General features: G+C 67.7%; 14 protein-coding genes. 9 read left to right on the top strand and 5 right to left on the bottom strand.

The window, feature by feature from the left end; translation table 11 throughout:
- The first annotated feature begins 190 nt into the window (after positions 1 to 190).
- The 4 genes from E5P3_RS11545 to E5P3_RS11530 all read left to right on the top strand — a co-directional run bounded on the left by E5P3_RS11545 (position 191) and on the right by E5P3_RS11530 (position 4,135).
- Complete coding sequence (locus E5P3_RS11545) at positions 191 to 1,069, top strand: GNAT family N-acetyltransferase (protein WP_162586094.1); 879 nt, start codon at positions 191 to 193, stop codon at positions 1,067 to 1,069.
- A gap of 11 nt (positions 1,070 to 1,080) precedes the next feature.
- Entirely contained in the window at positions 1,081 to 2,016 is a 936-nt protein-coding gene (locus E5P3_RS11540; RefSeq protein ID WP_162586093.1) for a 2-hydroxyacid dehydrogenase, read from the top strand.
- A 142-nt stretch (positions 2,017 to 2,158) separates the two neighbouring features.
- The gene (locus E5P3_RS11535; RefSeq protein ID WP_162586092.1) at positions 2,159 to 3,562 is read left to right on the top strand and encodes an aspartate aminotransferase family protein; all 1,404 of its coding nucleotides are present in this window, start codon (positions 2,159 to 2,161) and stop codon (positions 3,560 to 3,562) included.
- Positions 3,563 to 3,640: 78 nt separating this feature from the next.
- On the top strand, positions 3,641 to 4,135 hold the full coding sequence (locus E5P3_RS11530) for an Lrp/AsnC family transcriptional regulator (RefSeq protein ID WP_162586091.1): 495 nt from the start codon (positions 3,641 to 3,643) through the stop codon (positions 4,133 to 4,135).
- 61 nt (positions 4,136 to 4,196) lie between these two features.
- Here the strand turns inward: E5P3_RS11530 and E5P3_RS11525 are convergent, their stop codons facing one another.
- The 4 genes from E5P3_RS11525 to E5P3_RS11510 form a co-directional block, all read right to left on the bottom strand.
- Positions 4,197 to 5,378: an amidohydrolase gene (locus E5P3_RS11525; RefSeq protein WP_162586090.1), complete on the bottom strand. Its 1,182-nt coding sequence runs from the start codon at positions 5,376 to 5,378 to the stop codon at positions 4,197 to 4,199.
- Entirely contained in the window at positions 5,375 to 6,073 is a 699-nt protein-coding gene (locus E5P3_RS11520; protein WP_162586089.1) for an HAD-IA family hydrolase, read from the bottom strand. Before E5P3_RS11520 ends, E5P3_RS11525 begins: the two co-directional genes overlap by 4 nt.
- A 322-nt stretch (positions 6,074 to 6,395) precedes the next feature.
- Positions 6,396 to 7,673 (bottom strand): NAD(P)/FAD-dependent oxidoreductase, encoded by a 1,278-nt coding sequence (locus E5P3_RS11515; RefSeq protein WP_162586088.1) that lies wholly within the window; start codon positions 7,671 to 7,673, stop codon positions 6,396 to 6,398.
- A gap of 43 nt (positions 7,674 to 7,716) precedes the next feature.
- The gene (locus tag E5P3_RS11510) at positions 7,717 to 8,580 is read right to left on the bottom strand and encodes a GNAT family N-acetyltransferase (RefSeq protein WP_197893957.1); all 864 of its coding nucleotides are present in this window, start codon (positions 8,578 to 8,580) and stop codon (positions 7,717 to 7,719) included.
- 217 nt (positions 8,581 to 8,797) lie between these two features.
- Here E5P3_RS11510 and E5P3_RS11505 point away from each other — a divergent pair, with 217 nt between their 5' ends.
- The gene (locus E5P3_RS11505) at positions 8,798 to 9,715 is read left to right on the top strand and encodes a LysR family transcriptional regulator (RefSeq protein WP_162586087.1); all 918 of its coding nucleotides are present in this window, start codon (positions 8,798 to 8,800) and stop codon (positions 9,713 to 9,715) included.
- Positions 9,716 to 9,925: 210 nt separating this feature from the next.
- Here E5P3_RS11505 and E5P3_RS11500 read toward each other — a convergent pair whose 3' ends face one another.
- On the bottom strand, positions 9,926 to 10,690 hold the full coding sequence (locus E5P3_RS11500) for a GntR family transcriptional regulator (protein WP_162586086.1): 765 nt from the start codon (positions 10,688 to 10,690) through the stop codon (positions 9,926 to 9,928).
- A 96-nt stretch (positions 10,691 to 10,786) separates the two neighbouring features.
- Here E5P3_RS11500 and E5P3_RS11495 point away from each other — a divergent pair, with 96 nt between their 5' ends.
- Genes E5P3_RS11495 through E5P3_RS11480 form a run of 4 tightly spaced genes read left to right on the top strand, consistent with a single transcriptional unit; the run spans position 10,787 to position 14,438 of the window.
- Entirely contained in the window at positions 10,787 to 11,116 is a 330-nt protein-coding gene (locus tag E5P3_RS11495) for an NIPSNAP family protein (RefSeq protein WP_162586085.1), read from the top strand.
- 19 nt (positions 11,117 to 11,135) lie between these two features.
- On the top strand, positions 11,136 to 12,275 hold the full coding sequence (locus E5P3_RS11490) for a mandelate racemase/muconate lactonizing enzyme family protein (protein ID WP_162586084.1): 1,140 nt from the start codon (positions 11,136 to 11,138) through the stop codon (positions 12,273 to 12,275).
- Between the two features lies 1 nt (position 12,276).
- The gene (locus tag E5P3_RS11485) at positions 12,277 to 13,287 is read left to right on the top strand and encodes a hydroxyacid dehydrogenase (protein ID WP_269473977.1); all 1,011 of its coding nucleotides are present in this window, start codon (positions 12,277 to 12,279) and stop codon (positions 13,285 to 13,287) included.
- Positions 13,284 to 14,438: a mandelate racemase/muconate lactonizing enzyme family protein gene (locus E5P3_RS11480; RefSeq protein WP_162586082.1), complete on the top strand. Its 1,155-nt coding sequence runs from the start codon at positions 13,284 to 13,286 to the stop codon at positions 14,436 to 14,438. The genes E5P3_RS11485 and E5P3_RS11480 overlap by 4 nt, the downstream gene beginning before the upstream one ends.
- The last annotated feature ends 5 nt before the right edge of the window (positions 14,439 to 14,443 follow it).

Below are 14,443 nucleotides of genomic sequence, written 5' to 3'. Positions count from 1 at the left end.
CGGCGCGATGCCGGGAGACCGCCCCGGCATTTGTATGCGTAAGCAGCCCCAGCGCCGCAGCGAATTGCAAAACAGGCACGCTTTGCAGGCGAAGCTTGCAAGTTGCCCGAGAGCGCGACTTCGGTCTGGTGCGGGCCGTCGAAGTCGTCCAAGATGAAGGCGTTTTCCCTTCGCTGAAATGAGCCTGCCCATGCCTGATCGCGCCCTGGATGCACCCACCGCAGACGACGTGGTGCTGAGACCGATGACGACCGACGACCTGCCGTCTGCGCAAGCGCTGTCGGCGCAGCTGCGCTGGCCGCACCGCCCGGCCGACTGGGCGCAGGCGTTCGCGCATGCCGAGGGCATCGTCGTCGAGTGCGACGGCGAAATCGTGGGCACCGCGCAGCGTTGGCGCTGGGGCGCGCGCCACGCGACCATCGGCCTCGTGATCGTGGCGCCGGCCAGCCGGGGACGACGCATCGGGCACCGGATGATGAGCGCGCTGCTCAAGGGCCTCGACGAACACACCGTGCTGCTGCATGCCACTCCCGAAGGCCGCCCACTGTATGAGCGGCTCGGCTTCGTGCCTACCGGCGAGCTGCGCCAGCATCAGGGCGTCGCGCAAACCGCGCCGCTGGTCGCGCTGCGGCCAGGCCGGCGCCTGCGCCCCGCGGGCCTGAACGAAGCGGCGGCGCTGCAGGCGCTCGACGCCGCGGCGCGCGGCATGCCGCGCGATGCGCTCATCGCCGAGCTGCTCGGCAGCGCCGATGCCTGCGTGGTGCTCGACCAGGACAACGCGCCGCACGGCTTCGCGATGCTGCGCCGCTTCGGCCGCGGCCATGCGATCGGCCCGGTGGTCGCCCCCGACTGCGAAAGCGCGAAAGCGATGATCGCGCACCTCGCCAGCCAGAACGCCGGGCACTTCACGCGCATCGACATCGACTTCGCGAGCGGACTGAGCGAATGGCTCGAGAGCACCGGCCTGCTGTGCGTGGATGCGCCGACGACGATGGTGCGCGGCAAGCCGCTCGCCGTGCCGACGGAAGGCCCGGTCCTGTTCGCCATCGTGACTCAGGCCGTGGGTTGAGGGAGCAGGCAATGAACACGACCACCTTCCTCTACAAGTCCGACCCGGTGCGAGGCCGCCAGTGGGCCGAGGTGTTCCGGCGCCGGGCGCCGGAGATCGATTTCCGCATCTGGCCCGACATCGGCGACGCGGCGCGGGTGCGCTTCCTTGCGGCCTGGGAGCCGCCCGAAGAGCTGGACGTGCGCTTCCCCCATCTCGAGGTGTTGTTTTCCTCGGGCGCCGGCGTCGACCAGTTCGACTTCGCCGCGCTGCCCGCCGCGTTGCCGGTGGTGCGCATGGTGGAGCCCGGCATCGTGCGCGGCATGGTCGAGTACGTGACGCACGCGGTGCTCGGCCTGCATCGGGACATGCCGCGCTACCGGCGCCAGCAGCAGGAGGCTCGGTGGTGCCCCCTGCCCGTGCGGCCCGCTGGCGAGCGGCGCGTGGGAGTGTTGGGGCTCGGCTCGCTCGGCCAGGCGGTGCTGGCGCAGCTGGTCGGCCTGGGCTTCGACTGCGCAGGCTGGAGCCGCTCGCGGCATGCGGTCGAGGGCGTGAGCTGCCATGCCGGCGCCGACGAGCTGCCGGCCTTTCTCGCGCGCACCGACATTCTCGTGTGCCTACTGCCGCTGACCGAGTCGACGCGCGCCTTTCTGGACGCTCGGCTGTTCTCGATGCTGCCCGAAGGCGCGGGCCTGGTGCACGTCGGCCGCGGCCCGCAACTCGTGGATGCCGACCTGCTGGCCGCGCTGGCCAGCGGCCGGATCGGCGATGCCGTGCTCGACGTGACCGACCCCGAGCCGCTGCCGCCGGCACATGCCTTCTGGCGCCACCCCAACATCCAGCTCACGCCGCACATCGCGAGCATGACGCAGCCATTGAGCGCAGCGGAGGTGGTGTTGGACAACCTGCGGCGCTTCGAGCGCGGCGAGCCGATGATCGGGCTCGTCGATCGCACGCGGGGGTATTGAGGCGCCTTGCGCGCCACGGCAGGATCTGCTGTCGCGACGCGCACAACCGCAGCCTGCTTTGCACAAGGCGTTCAATGCAGCACCCTCATGAGGGACACGCGGCCTAAGCTCTGGACATCCAAAGGCCAACCGACGCCCGCCCATGACACACCCCACCGCATTGCCTAGCAAGGCCGCGCTCGACGCGATCGACCGCGCCCACCTCATCCACCCTGTCTCGCCCTGGCGCGTGCACGAGGAGCGCGGCCCCACCGTGCTCGCCTCGGGCCGCGGCGCGTGGCTGACCGATGCCAACGGCCACGAGCTGCTCGACGCCTTCGCGGGCCTGTGGTGCGTGAACGTGGGCTATGGGCAGGAGAGCGTCGTGCAGGCCGCCGCCGAGCAGATGCGGCGGCTGCCGTATGCCACGGGCTACTTCCATTTCAGCAGCGAGCCTGCCATCCGCCTGGCGGAGAAGCTGGTGCAGATCACACCCGCCTCGCTGACTCGCGTGTACTTCACGCTGGGCGGCTCCGACTCGGTCGATGCCGCGGTGCGCTTCATCGTGCAGTACTACAACGCGATCGGCAAACCGTCGAAGAAGCAGTTCATCGCGCTGGAGCGCGGCTACCACGGCTCCTCGTCCACCGGCGCAGGCCTGACCGCCCTGCCGGCCTTCCACCGCGGCTTCGATCTGCCGCTGCCCACGCAGCACTACATCCCCTCGCCCAACCCGTACCGCCATGCGGACGGTGCCGATCCACAGGGGCTGATCGCGGCGTCGGTGGCGTCGCTGCGCGCCAAGGTCGAGGCGCTGGGCGCGCACAACGTGGCGGCCTTCTTCTGCGAGCCTATCCAGGGCTCGGGCGGCGTGATCGTGCCGCCCAAGGGCTGGCTGAAGGCCATGCGCGAGGCCGCGCGCGAGCTGGACATTCTCTTCGTGGTGGACGAGGTCATCACCGGCTTCGGCCGCACCGGCCCCATGTTCGCGTGCGAGGCGGAGGGCGTGGAGCCCGACCTCATGACCGTGGCCAAAGGCCTGACCGCCGGCTATGCGCCGATGGGCGCCACGCTGATGTCGGAGCAGGTCTATGCGGGGATTGCCGATGGTGCGCCGGCCGGCGCGCCGATCGGCCATGGCGCCACTTATTCGGCGCACCCGGTCAGCGCCGCGGTCGCGCTCGAGGTGCTGCGGCTTTACCAGGAGGGCGGCGTGCTCGCCAACGGCCAGCGCGGCGCAGTGCATTTCGCGGCCGGTCTGGACGCGCTGTGCGAGCACCCGCTGGTGGGCGATGCGCGCCATCGCGGCCTGCTGGGTGCGCTGGAGCTGGTGAGCGACAAGGCGAGCAAGCGCGGCTTCGACGCAGCGCTCGGGTTGTCGGACCGCATCTTCGCCGCGGGCTACCGCAACGGGCTGGTGTTCCGCTCCTTCGGCGATCACATCCTCGGTTTCGCGCCGGCGCTCACCTTCACCGAGGACGAGTTCGCGCGGGTGTTCGTGCGGTTGCGAAAGACGCTCGACGAGGTGCTCCAGGCGCCCGACGTCCGCGCCGCACTGGCGGACTGAGGCGGGCAAGGGAGAACACCGGGCTCGGCGCGGCGCGGCAGACGCAGAATCGGGCTCTCCGCGTTCATCGGCAAACCCATGTCAGAAGCATTCAAGATCGATCGGCTCGACCTGCGCATCCTCGCCCAATTGCAAAAGAACGGCCGCATGACCAACGTCGACCTGGCCGATGCGGTGGGCTTGTCGCCGAGCCCCTGCCTGATCCGCGTCAAGCGGCTCGAGCAGGCCGGCTACATCGCCGGCTACGGGGCGCACCTGCGGCTGGAGAAACTGGGCGACACGCTGACCGTGTTCACCGAAGTCACGCTGCAGGATCACCATCGCGAGGACTTCGTGCGATTCGAGGCCGCGATCCGCGACGTCGACGAGGTGCTCGAATGCCACTTGGTGAGCGGCGGCTACGACTACCTGCTGCGCTTCCTGACGCGCGGCGTCAACCACTACCAGGAAGTGATCGAGGAGCTGCTCGAACGCAACATCGGCATCGCGAAGTACTTCAGCTACATCGTGATCAAGTCGCCGTTCATCAAGACGCACTGTCCGATCGAACGGTTGTTCCCCAACCAGCGCTGACCGAGATGGGTGCAGCGCGGTGATGCTCGCGTTCCAGCGTGGAAGCTGAAGGTCGAGCTGCTCACTGCGCTAGCGCACGCTCGGCGACTTCGCACAGCCAGCGCACGCCCAGCCCCAGCGCGTCGTCGTTGAAGTCATAGCAGGGATGGTGCAGCGCGCGCTCCCCGTCCGGCCCTGGGTCGGCCCGGCCCTGGCCCAGCCAAAGGTAGGCGCCCGGGCGGCGCCGTAGCATGAAGGCGAAGTCTTCCGACGTGAAGGCCGCGCGCGGCGCGGTGTCTGCCTGCAGGCCGACCGCCCGGGCCGCGGCGAGCGCGAGCGCAGCTTCGTCGGGCGTGTTGAGGGTGGCGGGGTAGTAGCGCACATAGCGCAGCTCGGCCTGCACGCCGCTCGCCAGCGCCACGCCATCGATGGTGGTGCGCAGCGCGGCCTCGATGCGGTCCTGCGAAGCAGGATCGAAGCTGCGCACGGTGCCGGTGATCGAGACCTCCGCCGGCAGGACGTTGTGGCTGTGCCCGCCCTCGATGCGGGTGACCGAGAGCACCGCCGACTCGCCCGGATCGATGCGCCGCGCGACGATGGTGTGCAGCTGCGCGATGAGCTGGCTCGCCGCGAGGATGGTGTCGGGCGTGTGATGCGGCTGCGCCGCGTGGCCGCCGCGGCCTCGCAGCACGATGTCGAAGCGGTCGGCCGCCGCCATGATCGGGCCGGCCCGCGTCTGCGCGCTGCCGAGCGGCAGGTCGGGCCAGTTGTGCAGCGCGTAGACGCTGTCGCAGGGGAAGCGCTCGAACAGGCCGTCCTCGATCATGGCGCGCGCACCACCCTTGCCTTCCTCGGCGGGTTGGAAGATGAAGTGCACCGTGCCGTCGAAGCGCCGCGTGCGTGCCAGCTGGCGCGCGGCGCCGATCAGCATGCTGGTGTGGCCGTCATGGCCGCAGCCGTGGTGAACGCCCTGCGTGCGGCTCTTGTGAGCGGCGCGCCCCAGCTCGACCATCGGCAGCGCGTCCATGTCGGCGCGCAGGCCCACGCTTCGCGGACCGCTGCCGCAGCGCAGCGTGCCCACCACGCCGGTACCGCCCAGGCCTTCATGCACCTCCAGCCCGAGCAGGCGCAGCGCCTGGGCCGCCACGCCCGCAGTGCGCCGTTCAGCGAAGGCGAGCTCCGGATGCGCGTGCAGGTCGCGGCGCAGCGCGACCAGCTCCGGCAGCAGGTCGGCGACCGGCGCCGCGATCGCGTTCAGGCTCAACGCCCGGCCTCGACAGCGTCGGCCAGGGCAGCCAGCGTGTGGAAGTGGTAGTCGGGCACGGTGTGCTCGGATTCGAGCGTGCCGCCGGAGCCCTTCTGCCCATGGCGCCGCTCGATCCAGCAGGTGGCGATGCCCAGTTGCTTCGATACGCCGATGTCGTGGTACTGGCTTTGCGCGACGTGCAGGTTGTCGGCCTGCCTGTAGCCCCAGGCGCCCTCGACACGGCCGCGGGCGTAGGCGAAGTAGCGCGGGTCGGGCTTCTCGCACAGCGCGTCGTCGCAGCTCAGCAGCATGTCGAAGGGCGAGCCCAGGGTCTTGTCGAAGTGCGCCAGCGCCCAGTGCTGCGCGTTGGTCATGGTCACCAGCTTGAAGTGCTTGCGCAGGCGCTTCAATGCCTCCACCGAATCGGGGAACGCCGGCCATTGCGCCACCGAATCGCGCAAGCCCTGCGCGAGTGCGTCGGTGTCCGGCAGGCCCAGCTTCTCTGCGACGACGTGCCAGCAGCGCTCCAGATCGTCGGGATACCAGCCGGACTTGCCGTCGGCGCGCGCACGGCGATAGCTGGCGAGGAAGTCATCGTCCGTTACGCGGGCCTCGGGCACCGCGGAGCGCAGGTAGGCGAGCATGCCGCCCTCGAAATCGATCAGCGTGCCGACGACGTCGAAGGTGAGCACCTTGAAATCTTGCAGGGACATGTCGAAGAGCTCCAGTAATGACGGCAATGCCGGTTGCCATGAGCATAGGGCTCGCCCCCTGCGCCGCGGAGCTGAAGTGGGTCTGCGCTGCGGCACAAGATTTGGTTGTCCGGGCGCCGCTGGCATCTTCTTGCGCGGGCCTTCGCTGCGTTGCCGTGCCCGGGCCTGCTTGTCGCGGCCTGCATCGCCAGCACGTCGCGGCGGCTGGCGCCGCGCTGCAGCTACCCCATCAGGCGCGTGCTTTCCTAGGCGCCGATCAGGCCGTCGAGATGCTTGTGCTCGTTCATGGTTGTCTCCTCGATCGATGAGTGCGAGATCGGCTTCAGGCGAGCTTGTCCTTGAGCCGGTAGTAGGCGCCTACCAGCGGCAGGAACCACGGGGGTCCGACATGGCCTGGTATCGCGGGCCAGTCGAAGTCTTTCCAGGGATTGAGTTCGGCACGCCCGTCCATGACTTCCGCCATGATCGTCCCCATCAGGGTCGACATCTGGGTGCCGTGGCCGCTGTAGCCCATCGAGTAATAGATGCCGTTGCGCTCGCCGGCGCGTGGCAGGCGGTCACGCGTCATGTCGACCATGCCGCCCCAGCAATAGTCGATGCGTGCGTGGCGAAGGTCGGGAAAGACGTCGTGCAATGCCGCCTGCAGGATCGCGCCACTCTTCTCGTCGGAGCTCGGGTTGGAGACGGCGAAGCGGGCGCGTCCACCGAACAGCAGCCGGTTGTCGGGCGTCGTTCGGAAGTAGTTGACGAGATTCTTGGTATCGACCGCCATCCGGCGCCGCGGCAACAGCCGATCGAGCATCTCTATCGGCAGGGGCTCGGTGACGATCAGGAACGCGCCGACCGGCACGATGCGACGTCGAATCCAGCCGAGCGGCCCCGTCTGCGAGGTTCCGCTCGCCAGCAGAACCTGCTTGGCGTAGAGGCGGCCCGTCGGTGTCTCGATCTGGTGGCCTCCGCCGGGCGCGGGTCGCAGGCCCGTCATCGGCGCCTGCTCGTGGATCTCCGCGCCACGCCGCGCTGCCGCCTCCGCCAAGCCGCGGACGAAGCGCCCGACATGCATGCCGGCGCCTTTGCGGTAAATCAGCCCGCCGTGGAAGCGGTCCGACCCCACCTCGCCGGCAATGTCGGCGCGACTGACCATCTCCGTGTCGGGGTCGACGTTGGCCGCCAGCAGTTCCTGACTGCGCGCCAGCTTGTCGTAGTGCTCGGGCTTGGCCGCGAGCTTGATCTTGCCAACGCGCGCGAAGCTGCAGTCGATCTTCTCTTCCGCCACCAGGCGCTCGACCGTATTGACTCCGGCGTCGAATGCCCGATAGAGCCGGTCGGCGACTTCCTTGCCGAGTTTGGCCGACATCGTGCCGTAGTCCTGGGCAAAGCCGTTGTTGCACATGCCGCCGTTGCGACCGGAGGCGGCGTGCCCGATGGTCTCGGCTTCCAGGAGCACGATGCGTGCACCCTTCCTGGCAAGCGCCAGCGCAGCCGAACAGCCGGTCAGGCCGCCGCCGATCACCGCGACGTCGCAGCTGCCGTGCACCGGTCCTGCAGTGGCGTTGCGGAAAGGCTCCGAGGTGTCCAGCCAATACGAGGTCAGCTTCATAGCGGCCTTTCCGGCGTCATCGAGCGCGGCATCGTGATGTTTCCTAGTTGAACGACTGGTTGGCCAGCGCGAACATGCGCGCTGGCCCCGCCGGCGGGATGTGCGGCCCCTTGACCATGGTGGTGGCGTCACCGACCTGGCGCAGGCCGATGCTTTCGAGCCAGTCCCCGAGTTGCGAAGTGGCAGCGGTGTCGATGCGGACAAAAACCTTGCCGAGTGGCGCGAGCGCGGCTTCGATCAAGGCGCGCGCATCGGCCGCACCTTCGGCGACCACGGGACCGATGACGTGCCCGCGACCGAACCGGCGTGAAACGGCAAAGCCGCGCGGCTCGCCGTCGCGCACGAGCACGTGGCCGTCACCAGCCTGGATGAGCCGATCCAGCATCTGCCGCCGGGCCCAGCCCGTGGCCTGACGGTCCAGACGCGCGACCGCCTCGACATCCGATGGCGCCATCGGCCTGACCAGACTGGCCGGGGGCGCCTGGTGGCGCTCGTCGGGAACGCCTTGATGCTGTTGGATGACGCCGATGCGGACAAAGCCGCGCCTTTCATAAAGCGCCAGACCTTCGGCCGTCGAGTTCAGCGTGATGGTCCGCGGGTGCGCCGCTGCCAGCAGCGCGTCCATCAGCCTGGCACCGTGGCCACGGCCTTGCGCAGCCTTGGCGACGATGATCATCCCGGCTGAAGCATGGTCCTCGCCGTAGGCCCACCAGGCCGCAGTCGCGATCACCGTGCCGGCGCCGTTGCGGAGCACGAAGCCCTGGCCGAGCTCGAGCGCGAAGCCCCAGTCCTCGAGCCGATAGGGCCACAACATCTCCTGCGAAAGCTCAAGGGCGCCTGCCAGGTGTTCCGTGGCAAAGGGGATCTGCGCCACGTCGATGCCAGTCACGAACTGCTCGCCGCTCATGTCCGCCCCCACCTTCGCTGTGCTCGCTGCGCCCCGATCGCCGATTGCGCCTGCTTCATGGCGATGGCCTGGTCCAATGTCTTGCTCCAGTTGCACTTGTCCGATAAGGCCTGCTGCATGCGGACCGGCACCGACCAAGTGAGATGACCGGATGTTGCGCCTGATCGACTGAACCTACAATTTATCGAACCTGCATTGCGAGTTAAGGCTCCACTAAATGATCAGCTCCGAGGATCTGCGCTTCTTCAACGTGCTGGCCAAGTCCGCGTCGCTCGCTGAAGCTGCCCGGAAGATGGATGTCACGCCCCCGGCCGTCACCCAGCGCCTGCAAGCGCTGGAAGCGCGGATCGGCATCCGGCTGATCGACCGGTCCGGCCGCAGGATGGTCCTCACCGACGAAGGGGATCTGGTCGCATCGCACGGAACGATCGTGGCCGACGCGATGGAGGCGCTGTCCGAGGCGCTGGCCAATCGCAAGAAGGCGGTCAGCGGGCATCTGCGCATCGCCGCGCCGCATGGGTTCGGCCGGCTGCATGTCGCACCCGTGGTCGACGCGTTTGCAAAAGCGCATCCGGGCGTGACGGTCACCCTCGACCTTGCCGACCACCCCGGCGCGCACCTGGTGGAGAGCAGTGACGTCATTGTCCACATCGGACCGCCTGGTGCCCAGAACCAGATCGTCACGACGCTGGCACCGAACCGACGCATCCTCTGCCCCAGCCCGGACTATCTCGCCAGTGCTTCGCCGATTCAGTCGCCTTCGGACTTGCTGCGGCATCGGTGTCTGGTGGTGAGGGAGAATGACGAAGACGTGACGCTGTGGCGCTTCGTGCACGCTTCGCGCGAGCCGGAGACCGTCCGGATCCGTCCTACCATGTGCAGCAATGACGGCGCGGTGGTGCGAGACTGGGCGGTGGCGGGGCGGGGTGTCGCGATCCGGTCGGAGTGGAATGTCGCTGCCGATCTGACAGCCGGTCGGCTCAAACGGGTGCTTGCGAGCTGGGAGGTTCCTGCCGCCGACGTCGTCGCCATGCTGGGCACCCGCTTCGGGCGAAGTGCGCGGGCTACGGCCTTTCTGGCGATGCTGCGCCAATCTCTTGCACCGCCACCATGGAGGCGAAGGGCCGCGCGATGAGGCCCGGACCCAATGCTTCTGGTCGTGAGACAGCCGCCGGCGGTCTTGGCTCGAACGGTTCGCGATCCGCTGGTAGACAGAGCCGGGCGCACAATGCTCTGGCGGCCCGGCTGCCTTCGATGCAGTCCGCGCGAAGTTTTCGTAATGGGAACGATGAAAACAGTGCTCGCCAGCCGCACAGTACGGTGCAGTGGCTCTGCGTCGGTTCTCTCAGGGAGAGACCAGCAGGCGCCGCGAGTTCGGCGGGATGTACAGCTCCTGGAAATAGACCGCCTGGCCGCCGCTGTCATAGGCCACGATTTCCATCACGCCACCCGATGTCCGCCGCGGCACCTTGATGGCTTTGCAGACGGCATCCGGGAAAAAACGGACTGACAGGTTCTCCGCGAAGCGCGTCACCGGCAACTGGAACTCGCGCGATAGCAATCCCTTGAAGTTGACGCCGTTCAACTGCTCCAGCGGCAGCGTGCTCAATATCGGCAAGCGCTCGGGATCGAAGTACAGGTTCACGTAGATCGAGAATTCGTTCGCGATCGAGAACAAGCGCTCGATGCACTGCACCTGGGCGCCGCCGATGTGTGCCGACCAGGGCCCGGTGGCGGGGGCTTTGGCGCGACGGAGCACCTTTGAATACAGCGTGAGCAGTTCCCCGCTGTCGTCGACGAACCGACAGTGGTAGAAGGGCGCGTTCATCGGCGCGGATCCCGCGGCCACGAACGTGCCCATGCCCTGCTTGCGTACCAGCAGCCCGTCGTCCACCAGAAGCCGCAGCGCGCGCTGCACGGTGCCCAGACTCAGGCCCGACATGGTCACGAGCTTCTCCTCGGGCGGCAGCTTGCCGCCCGCCTCCCATTCGCCCCCCGAAATCTGCCGCGCCAACGCAGTGCGCAGCTGCAGGTATTTGGGAACGCCTTGTTGCCGGAAGCTCCCCAGGCTGGGGCTGGGGAGGATGCTCTTCCTTGTCTTGTCGTTCATGGCTTGTTCTTCGATTCATCGCGGAGCTCGCCGCGTCATTGACATGAGTGTGGGCCGAAGTCTATCATTCCACTATTACTATATAGGACCATAGTTATGCTTGTCGAAGAGCGCATCTACACCTGCTACTGCGGCAAGGCCGCGGAGTACGTGCGCATGTACGAAGCCGAGGGCCTGGCCATCCAGCGGCCGATCCTGGGCAAGATGCTGGGCTACTTCACGACCGAACTCGGCACGCTGAATCAGGTGGTGCACCTGTGGGCCTACGAGAGCATGGAGGACCGCGCGTCGCGACGCGCCACCCTGCTGGCCGACGAGCGCTGGAAGGCGTACGCGGTGAAAGTGCAGCCCCTGGTGCTGCAGCAGGAAAACAAGATCCTCGTGCCGGCCGCGTTTTCCCCGTGGGCCAAATGCCCCGCCTATTGAATCGACCATCCGAATCATCATGAAAATCACCGATGTCATCACCCACCAGCTCGTCGTCGACGTAGACGAACCCTTCACCTCCGCGCGCGGCTGGTACTACAAGACCAAAGGCGCTTTGGTCGTCGAGATCGTCACCGATGAGGGGATCACCGGCTGGGGCGACTGCTACGGGCCGGCGGCGGTCAACAAGACCATCGTTGATACCCTGCTCAAGCCCTCGCTGATCGGGCGCGACCCCTTCGATGTCGAAGTGATCTGGGAGGCGCTCTACAACAAGGTGAAGGACTATGGCTTGACCGGCATGACGATCTGCTCCATCAGCGGCATCGACATCGCGCTGTGGGACATCGTCGGCAAGGCCGTCAACAAGCCCATTCACAAGCTGATCGGCGGCTGCTTCCGTCCGAAACTGCAAGCCTATGCGACGGGCCTGTACTTCAAGAACATGGACCGCCTCAACGAGGAGGCGGTCGAGGAAGCGCGTGGCTACGTGGCCGAAGGCTTCACCGCCATCAAGATGAAGATCGGCCTGGGATCGCTGATCCGCGACATCGATCGCGTGGCCGCGGTGCGCGACGCCATCGGCAACGACATCAAGCTGATGGTGGATGCAAACCACAGCTTCAATGTGCCGCAGGCCATCAACATGGGTCGCGAACTTGAAAAGCTGGGTGTCTACTGGTTCGAGGAGCCCATTTCCCCCGAGGATCTCGACGGCTACGTCGAGGTCTCGCGCCGACTGGACATGGCCGTGGCCGGCGGCGAGAACGAATTCGCGAAGTACAGCTTCCGCGCCATCCTTGAGAAGCGCGCCATGGACATCGTGCAGCCCAGCGTCTGCGCGGCCGGTGGCATCACCGAAGCCAAGAAGATCGCCGCGCTGGCGCAGGCCCACTCGGTGCAGTGCGTTCCGCATTGCTGGGGAACGGCCATCGGGCTTGCCGCGACGATGCACTTCCTGGCGTCCCTTCCGGACAGCCCGCCGTGCCTCGTGCCGGTGCCGCCCATGCTCGAATACGAGCAGACCTTCAATCCGTTTCGCGACGAACTGAGTCGCACCAAGCTCACGCACGAGGGTGGCGTTGTCACCGTGCCCACCGGTCCGGGCCTGGGCATCGACGTCGACCGGACGGTGCTCGACCGCTACCGGGTCCGCTGAGATGGGCAGAGCGGTCGTCCTGTGCACCCTGCCCTTGTCGGCGGCAGGCCAGCACATGCTCAGCGCCGCCGCCGACATCGTCGTGGCGCCCAACCCAGATGCCGAAACGATGCGCGGCATGGTCGGCGACGCCGACGTGCTGGTGGTGCGTACCCATTTGCCTGCGGACCTGTTCGAGCGCCCGCACCGCCTCATCGGCGTCGTGCGACACGGCGCTGGACTCGACATGATCCCTGTCGCCGCCGCGACCGCGCAGAACATCCCGGTGGCCAACGTACCCGGTGCGAACGCGCAGTCGGTGGCCGAATACTGCGTCGGCAGCTTCATAGCGCTGGCGCGCCGGTTCGGCGCCATGGACCGCGATCTACGTACGCAGGGCTGGGCGGCGGCGCGCGGGCATTGCGCCGGCGCGGGCGAGCTCGCTGGCAAAACCGTAGGCATCGTCGGCGTCGGCGCCATCGGCACGGCGTTGGCCCGCATCTGCCATTACGGCTTCGGCATGCGTGTGCTCGGCTATCAGCCCTCGACGCGCGCCTTGCCCGAGTTTGTGGAGCGCGCCGAGTTGAACGACCTGCTGGATGCGAGCGACTTCGTGTCGCTGCACTGCCCGCTGACGCCCGAGACCACGCATCTCTTTGACGCCGCCCGCCTGGCGCGAATGAAGCCCTCGGCCTTCCTCGTCAATGCAGCACGCGGTGAGGTCACCGACGAGGCTGCGCTGGCCCGGGCATTGGCCGAGGGCCGAGTGCGCGGCGCGGCGATCGATGTGTTCAGCCGGCAGCCGCTTGCGCGCGACCATCCCTTTCTCGCACTCGACAACGTGATCCTGACACCGCACGCAGCCGCGCTCACGCGCGAAAGCGTGGACCGCATGAGCCTCGAGGCGGTGCGACAGGTCTTCCAACTGGTGGCGGGCACACCGCCCGACCACCTGGTCAATCCCGAGGTCTGGCCGCGGCGACGCCGCTGGACCGGCCCGTCCGCCGGTCTCCAGAAAGAGGCAACTCCATGAGTTCAGCAAACAGCGATCTGCGCATCGCATCGATCGAAGGCTTCGCCACTTCGTTTCCGGTCACGCACGGCGTGACCCTGGGTATCGGCCGCGCAGTCAAGCGCGACGCCGTGGTGGTCAAGGTCACCACCGAAGGCGGGCTGGTGGGCTGGGGCGAATCACATCATGGCCGTTGCCCCGGGGCGATCGCACTTCTGATCAACACCACGCTGCGCCAGCTCGTGGTCGGCATGGATTGCAGCAACGTGGTGGGCGTGTGGTCGCGCATCTACTCGCGGCAGCTGGTGAGCCATGGCATGGGCTCAGCCTGCGCACTCGCGATGAGCGGCATCGACCAGGCGCTGTGGGACATCCGCGGCAAGGCGGTGGGCTGGCCTCTGTACAAGCTGCTGGGCGGCGCGGCGCGTGCGATCCCGGCCTATGCCGGCGGCATATCGCTGGGCTTCCAGGTGCCCGAGGCGCTGGTGGACGAGGCGCGCGGGCTTCGCGAGCAAGGCTACCGCACGGTGAAGCTGCGGTTCGGTGACAGCGTCGAGCGCGATCTGGCGCGGCTGGAGGCGATTCGCGCCGCCTTCGGCCGCGATCTCGGCGTGATGGTGGACGCCAACACCGGCTATACGGTCGAGGACGTGCGCCGCGTGATGCCGGCGCTCGAGGCCAACGAGGTGCTGTGGCTCGAAGAGCCCTTCCCTTCCCACGACCACCGCAGCTATCGCGAAGCGCGCAGCTTTGGCGCGCTGCCTCTGGCGGCGGGCGAGAACCACTACACGCGCTTCGAGTTCAATCGCCTGATCGAGGACGGTGCGATTCGCATCCTGCAGCCCGACCTGTCAAAGACCGGTGGCATCACCGAAGGGCTGCGCATCGCGGCCATGGCCTCTGCGTGGAAGCTGCCGATCCATCCCCACACGCTGGCCAGCGGCCTCAACATGGCCGCCAACATCCACCTGCTCTGCGCGATCGACAACGGTGGCTTCTTCGAAGCCGACGTGGCGGCGGAGAACCTGTTCCGCGACCACCTCACGAACCGGCCCGATCTGCTCGACGCCGACGGCTGCGTGCATCCGCCGGAAGCCCCGGGCCTGGGCATCGAGGTCGACGAGGACTTCCTGCGTGCACACCCGGTGATCGACGGCCCGGCCTACGTCTGAGGCGA

It is taken from the genome of Variovorax sp. RA8, assembly GCF_901827175.1.
In the GTDB taxonomy this organism is placed as follows: domain Bacteria; phylum Pseudomonadota; class Gammaproteobacteria; order Burkholderiales; family Burkholderiaceae_C; genus Variovorax.
Note: the sequence above shows the minus strand (reverse complement) of the source record. Positions and strands in the feature narration are given on the sequence as shown.

Bases quoted from the DNA above. Each gene is read 5' to 3' on its own strand.
- E5P3_RS11485 (WP_269473977.1), top strand. From the start codon at position 12,277: ATGGGCAGAGCGGTCGTCCTGTGCACCCTGCCCTTGTCGGCGGCAGGC.
- E5P3_RS11540 (WP_162586093.1), top strand. From the start codon at position 1,081: ATGAACACGACCACCTTCCTCTACAAGTCCGACCCGGTGCGAGGCCGC.
- E5P3_RS11500 (WP_162586086.1), bottom strand. From the start codon at position 10,690: ATGAACGACAAGACAAGGAAGAGCATCCTCCCCAGCCCCAGCCTGGGG.
- E5P3_RS11530 (WP_162586091.1), top strand. From the start codon at position 3,641: ATGTCAGAAGCATTCAAGATCGATCGGCTCGACCTGCGCATCCTCGCC.
- E5P3_RS11495 (WP_162586085.1), top strand. From the start codon at position 10,787: ATGCTTGTCGAAGAGCGCATCTACACCTGCTACTGCGGCAAGGCCGCG.
- E5P3_RS11505 (WP_162586087.1), top strand. From the start codon at position 8,798: ATGATCAGCTCCGAGGATCTGCGCTTCTTCAACGTGCTGGCCAAGTCC.
- E5P3_RS11520 (WP_162586089.1), bottom strand. From the start codon at position 6,073: ATGTCCCTGCAAGATTTCAAGGTGCTCACCTTCGACGTCGTCGGCACG.
- E5P3_RS11510 (WP_197893957.1), bottom strand. From the start codon at position 8,580: ATGAGCGGCGAGCAGTTCGTGACTGGCATCGACGTGGCGCAGATCCCC.
- E5P3_RS11480 (WP_162586082.1), top strand. From the start codon at position 13,284: ATGAGTTCAGCAAACAGCGATCTGCGCATCGCATCGATCGAAGGCTTC.
- E5P3_RS11490 (WP_162586084.1), top strand. From the start codon at position 11,136: ATGAAAATCACCGATGTCATCACCCACCAGCTCGTCGTCGACGTAGAC.
- E5P3_RS11545 (WP_162586094.1), top strand. From the start codon at position 191: ATGCCTGATCGCGCCCTGGATGCACCCACCGCAGACGACGTGGTGCTG.
- E5P3_RS11535 (WP_162586092.1), top strand. From the start codon at position 2,159: ATGACACACCCCACCGCATTGCCTAGCAAGGCCGCGCTCGACGCGATC.
- E5P3_RS11515 (WP_162586088.1), bottom strand. From the start codon at position 7,673: ATGAAGCTGACCTCGTATTGGCTGGACACCTCGGAGCCTTTCCGCAAC.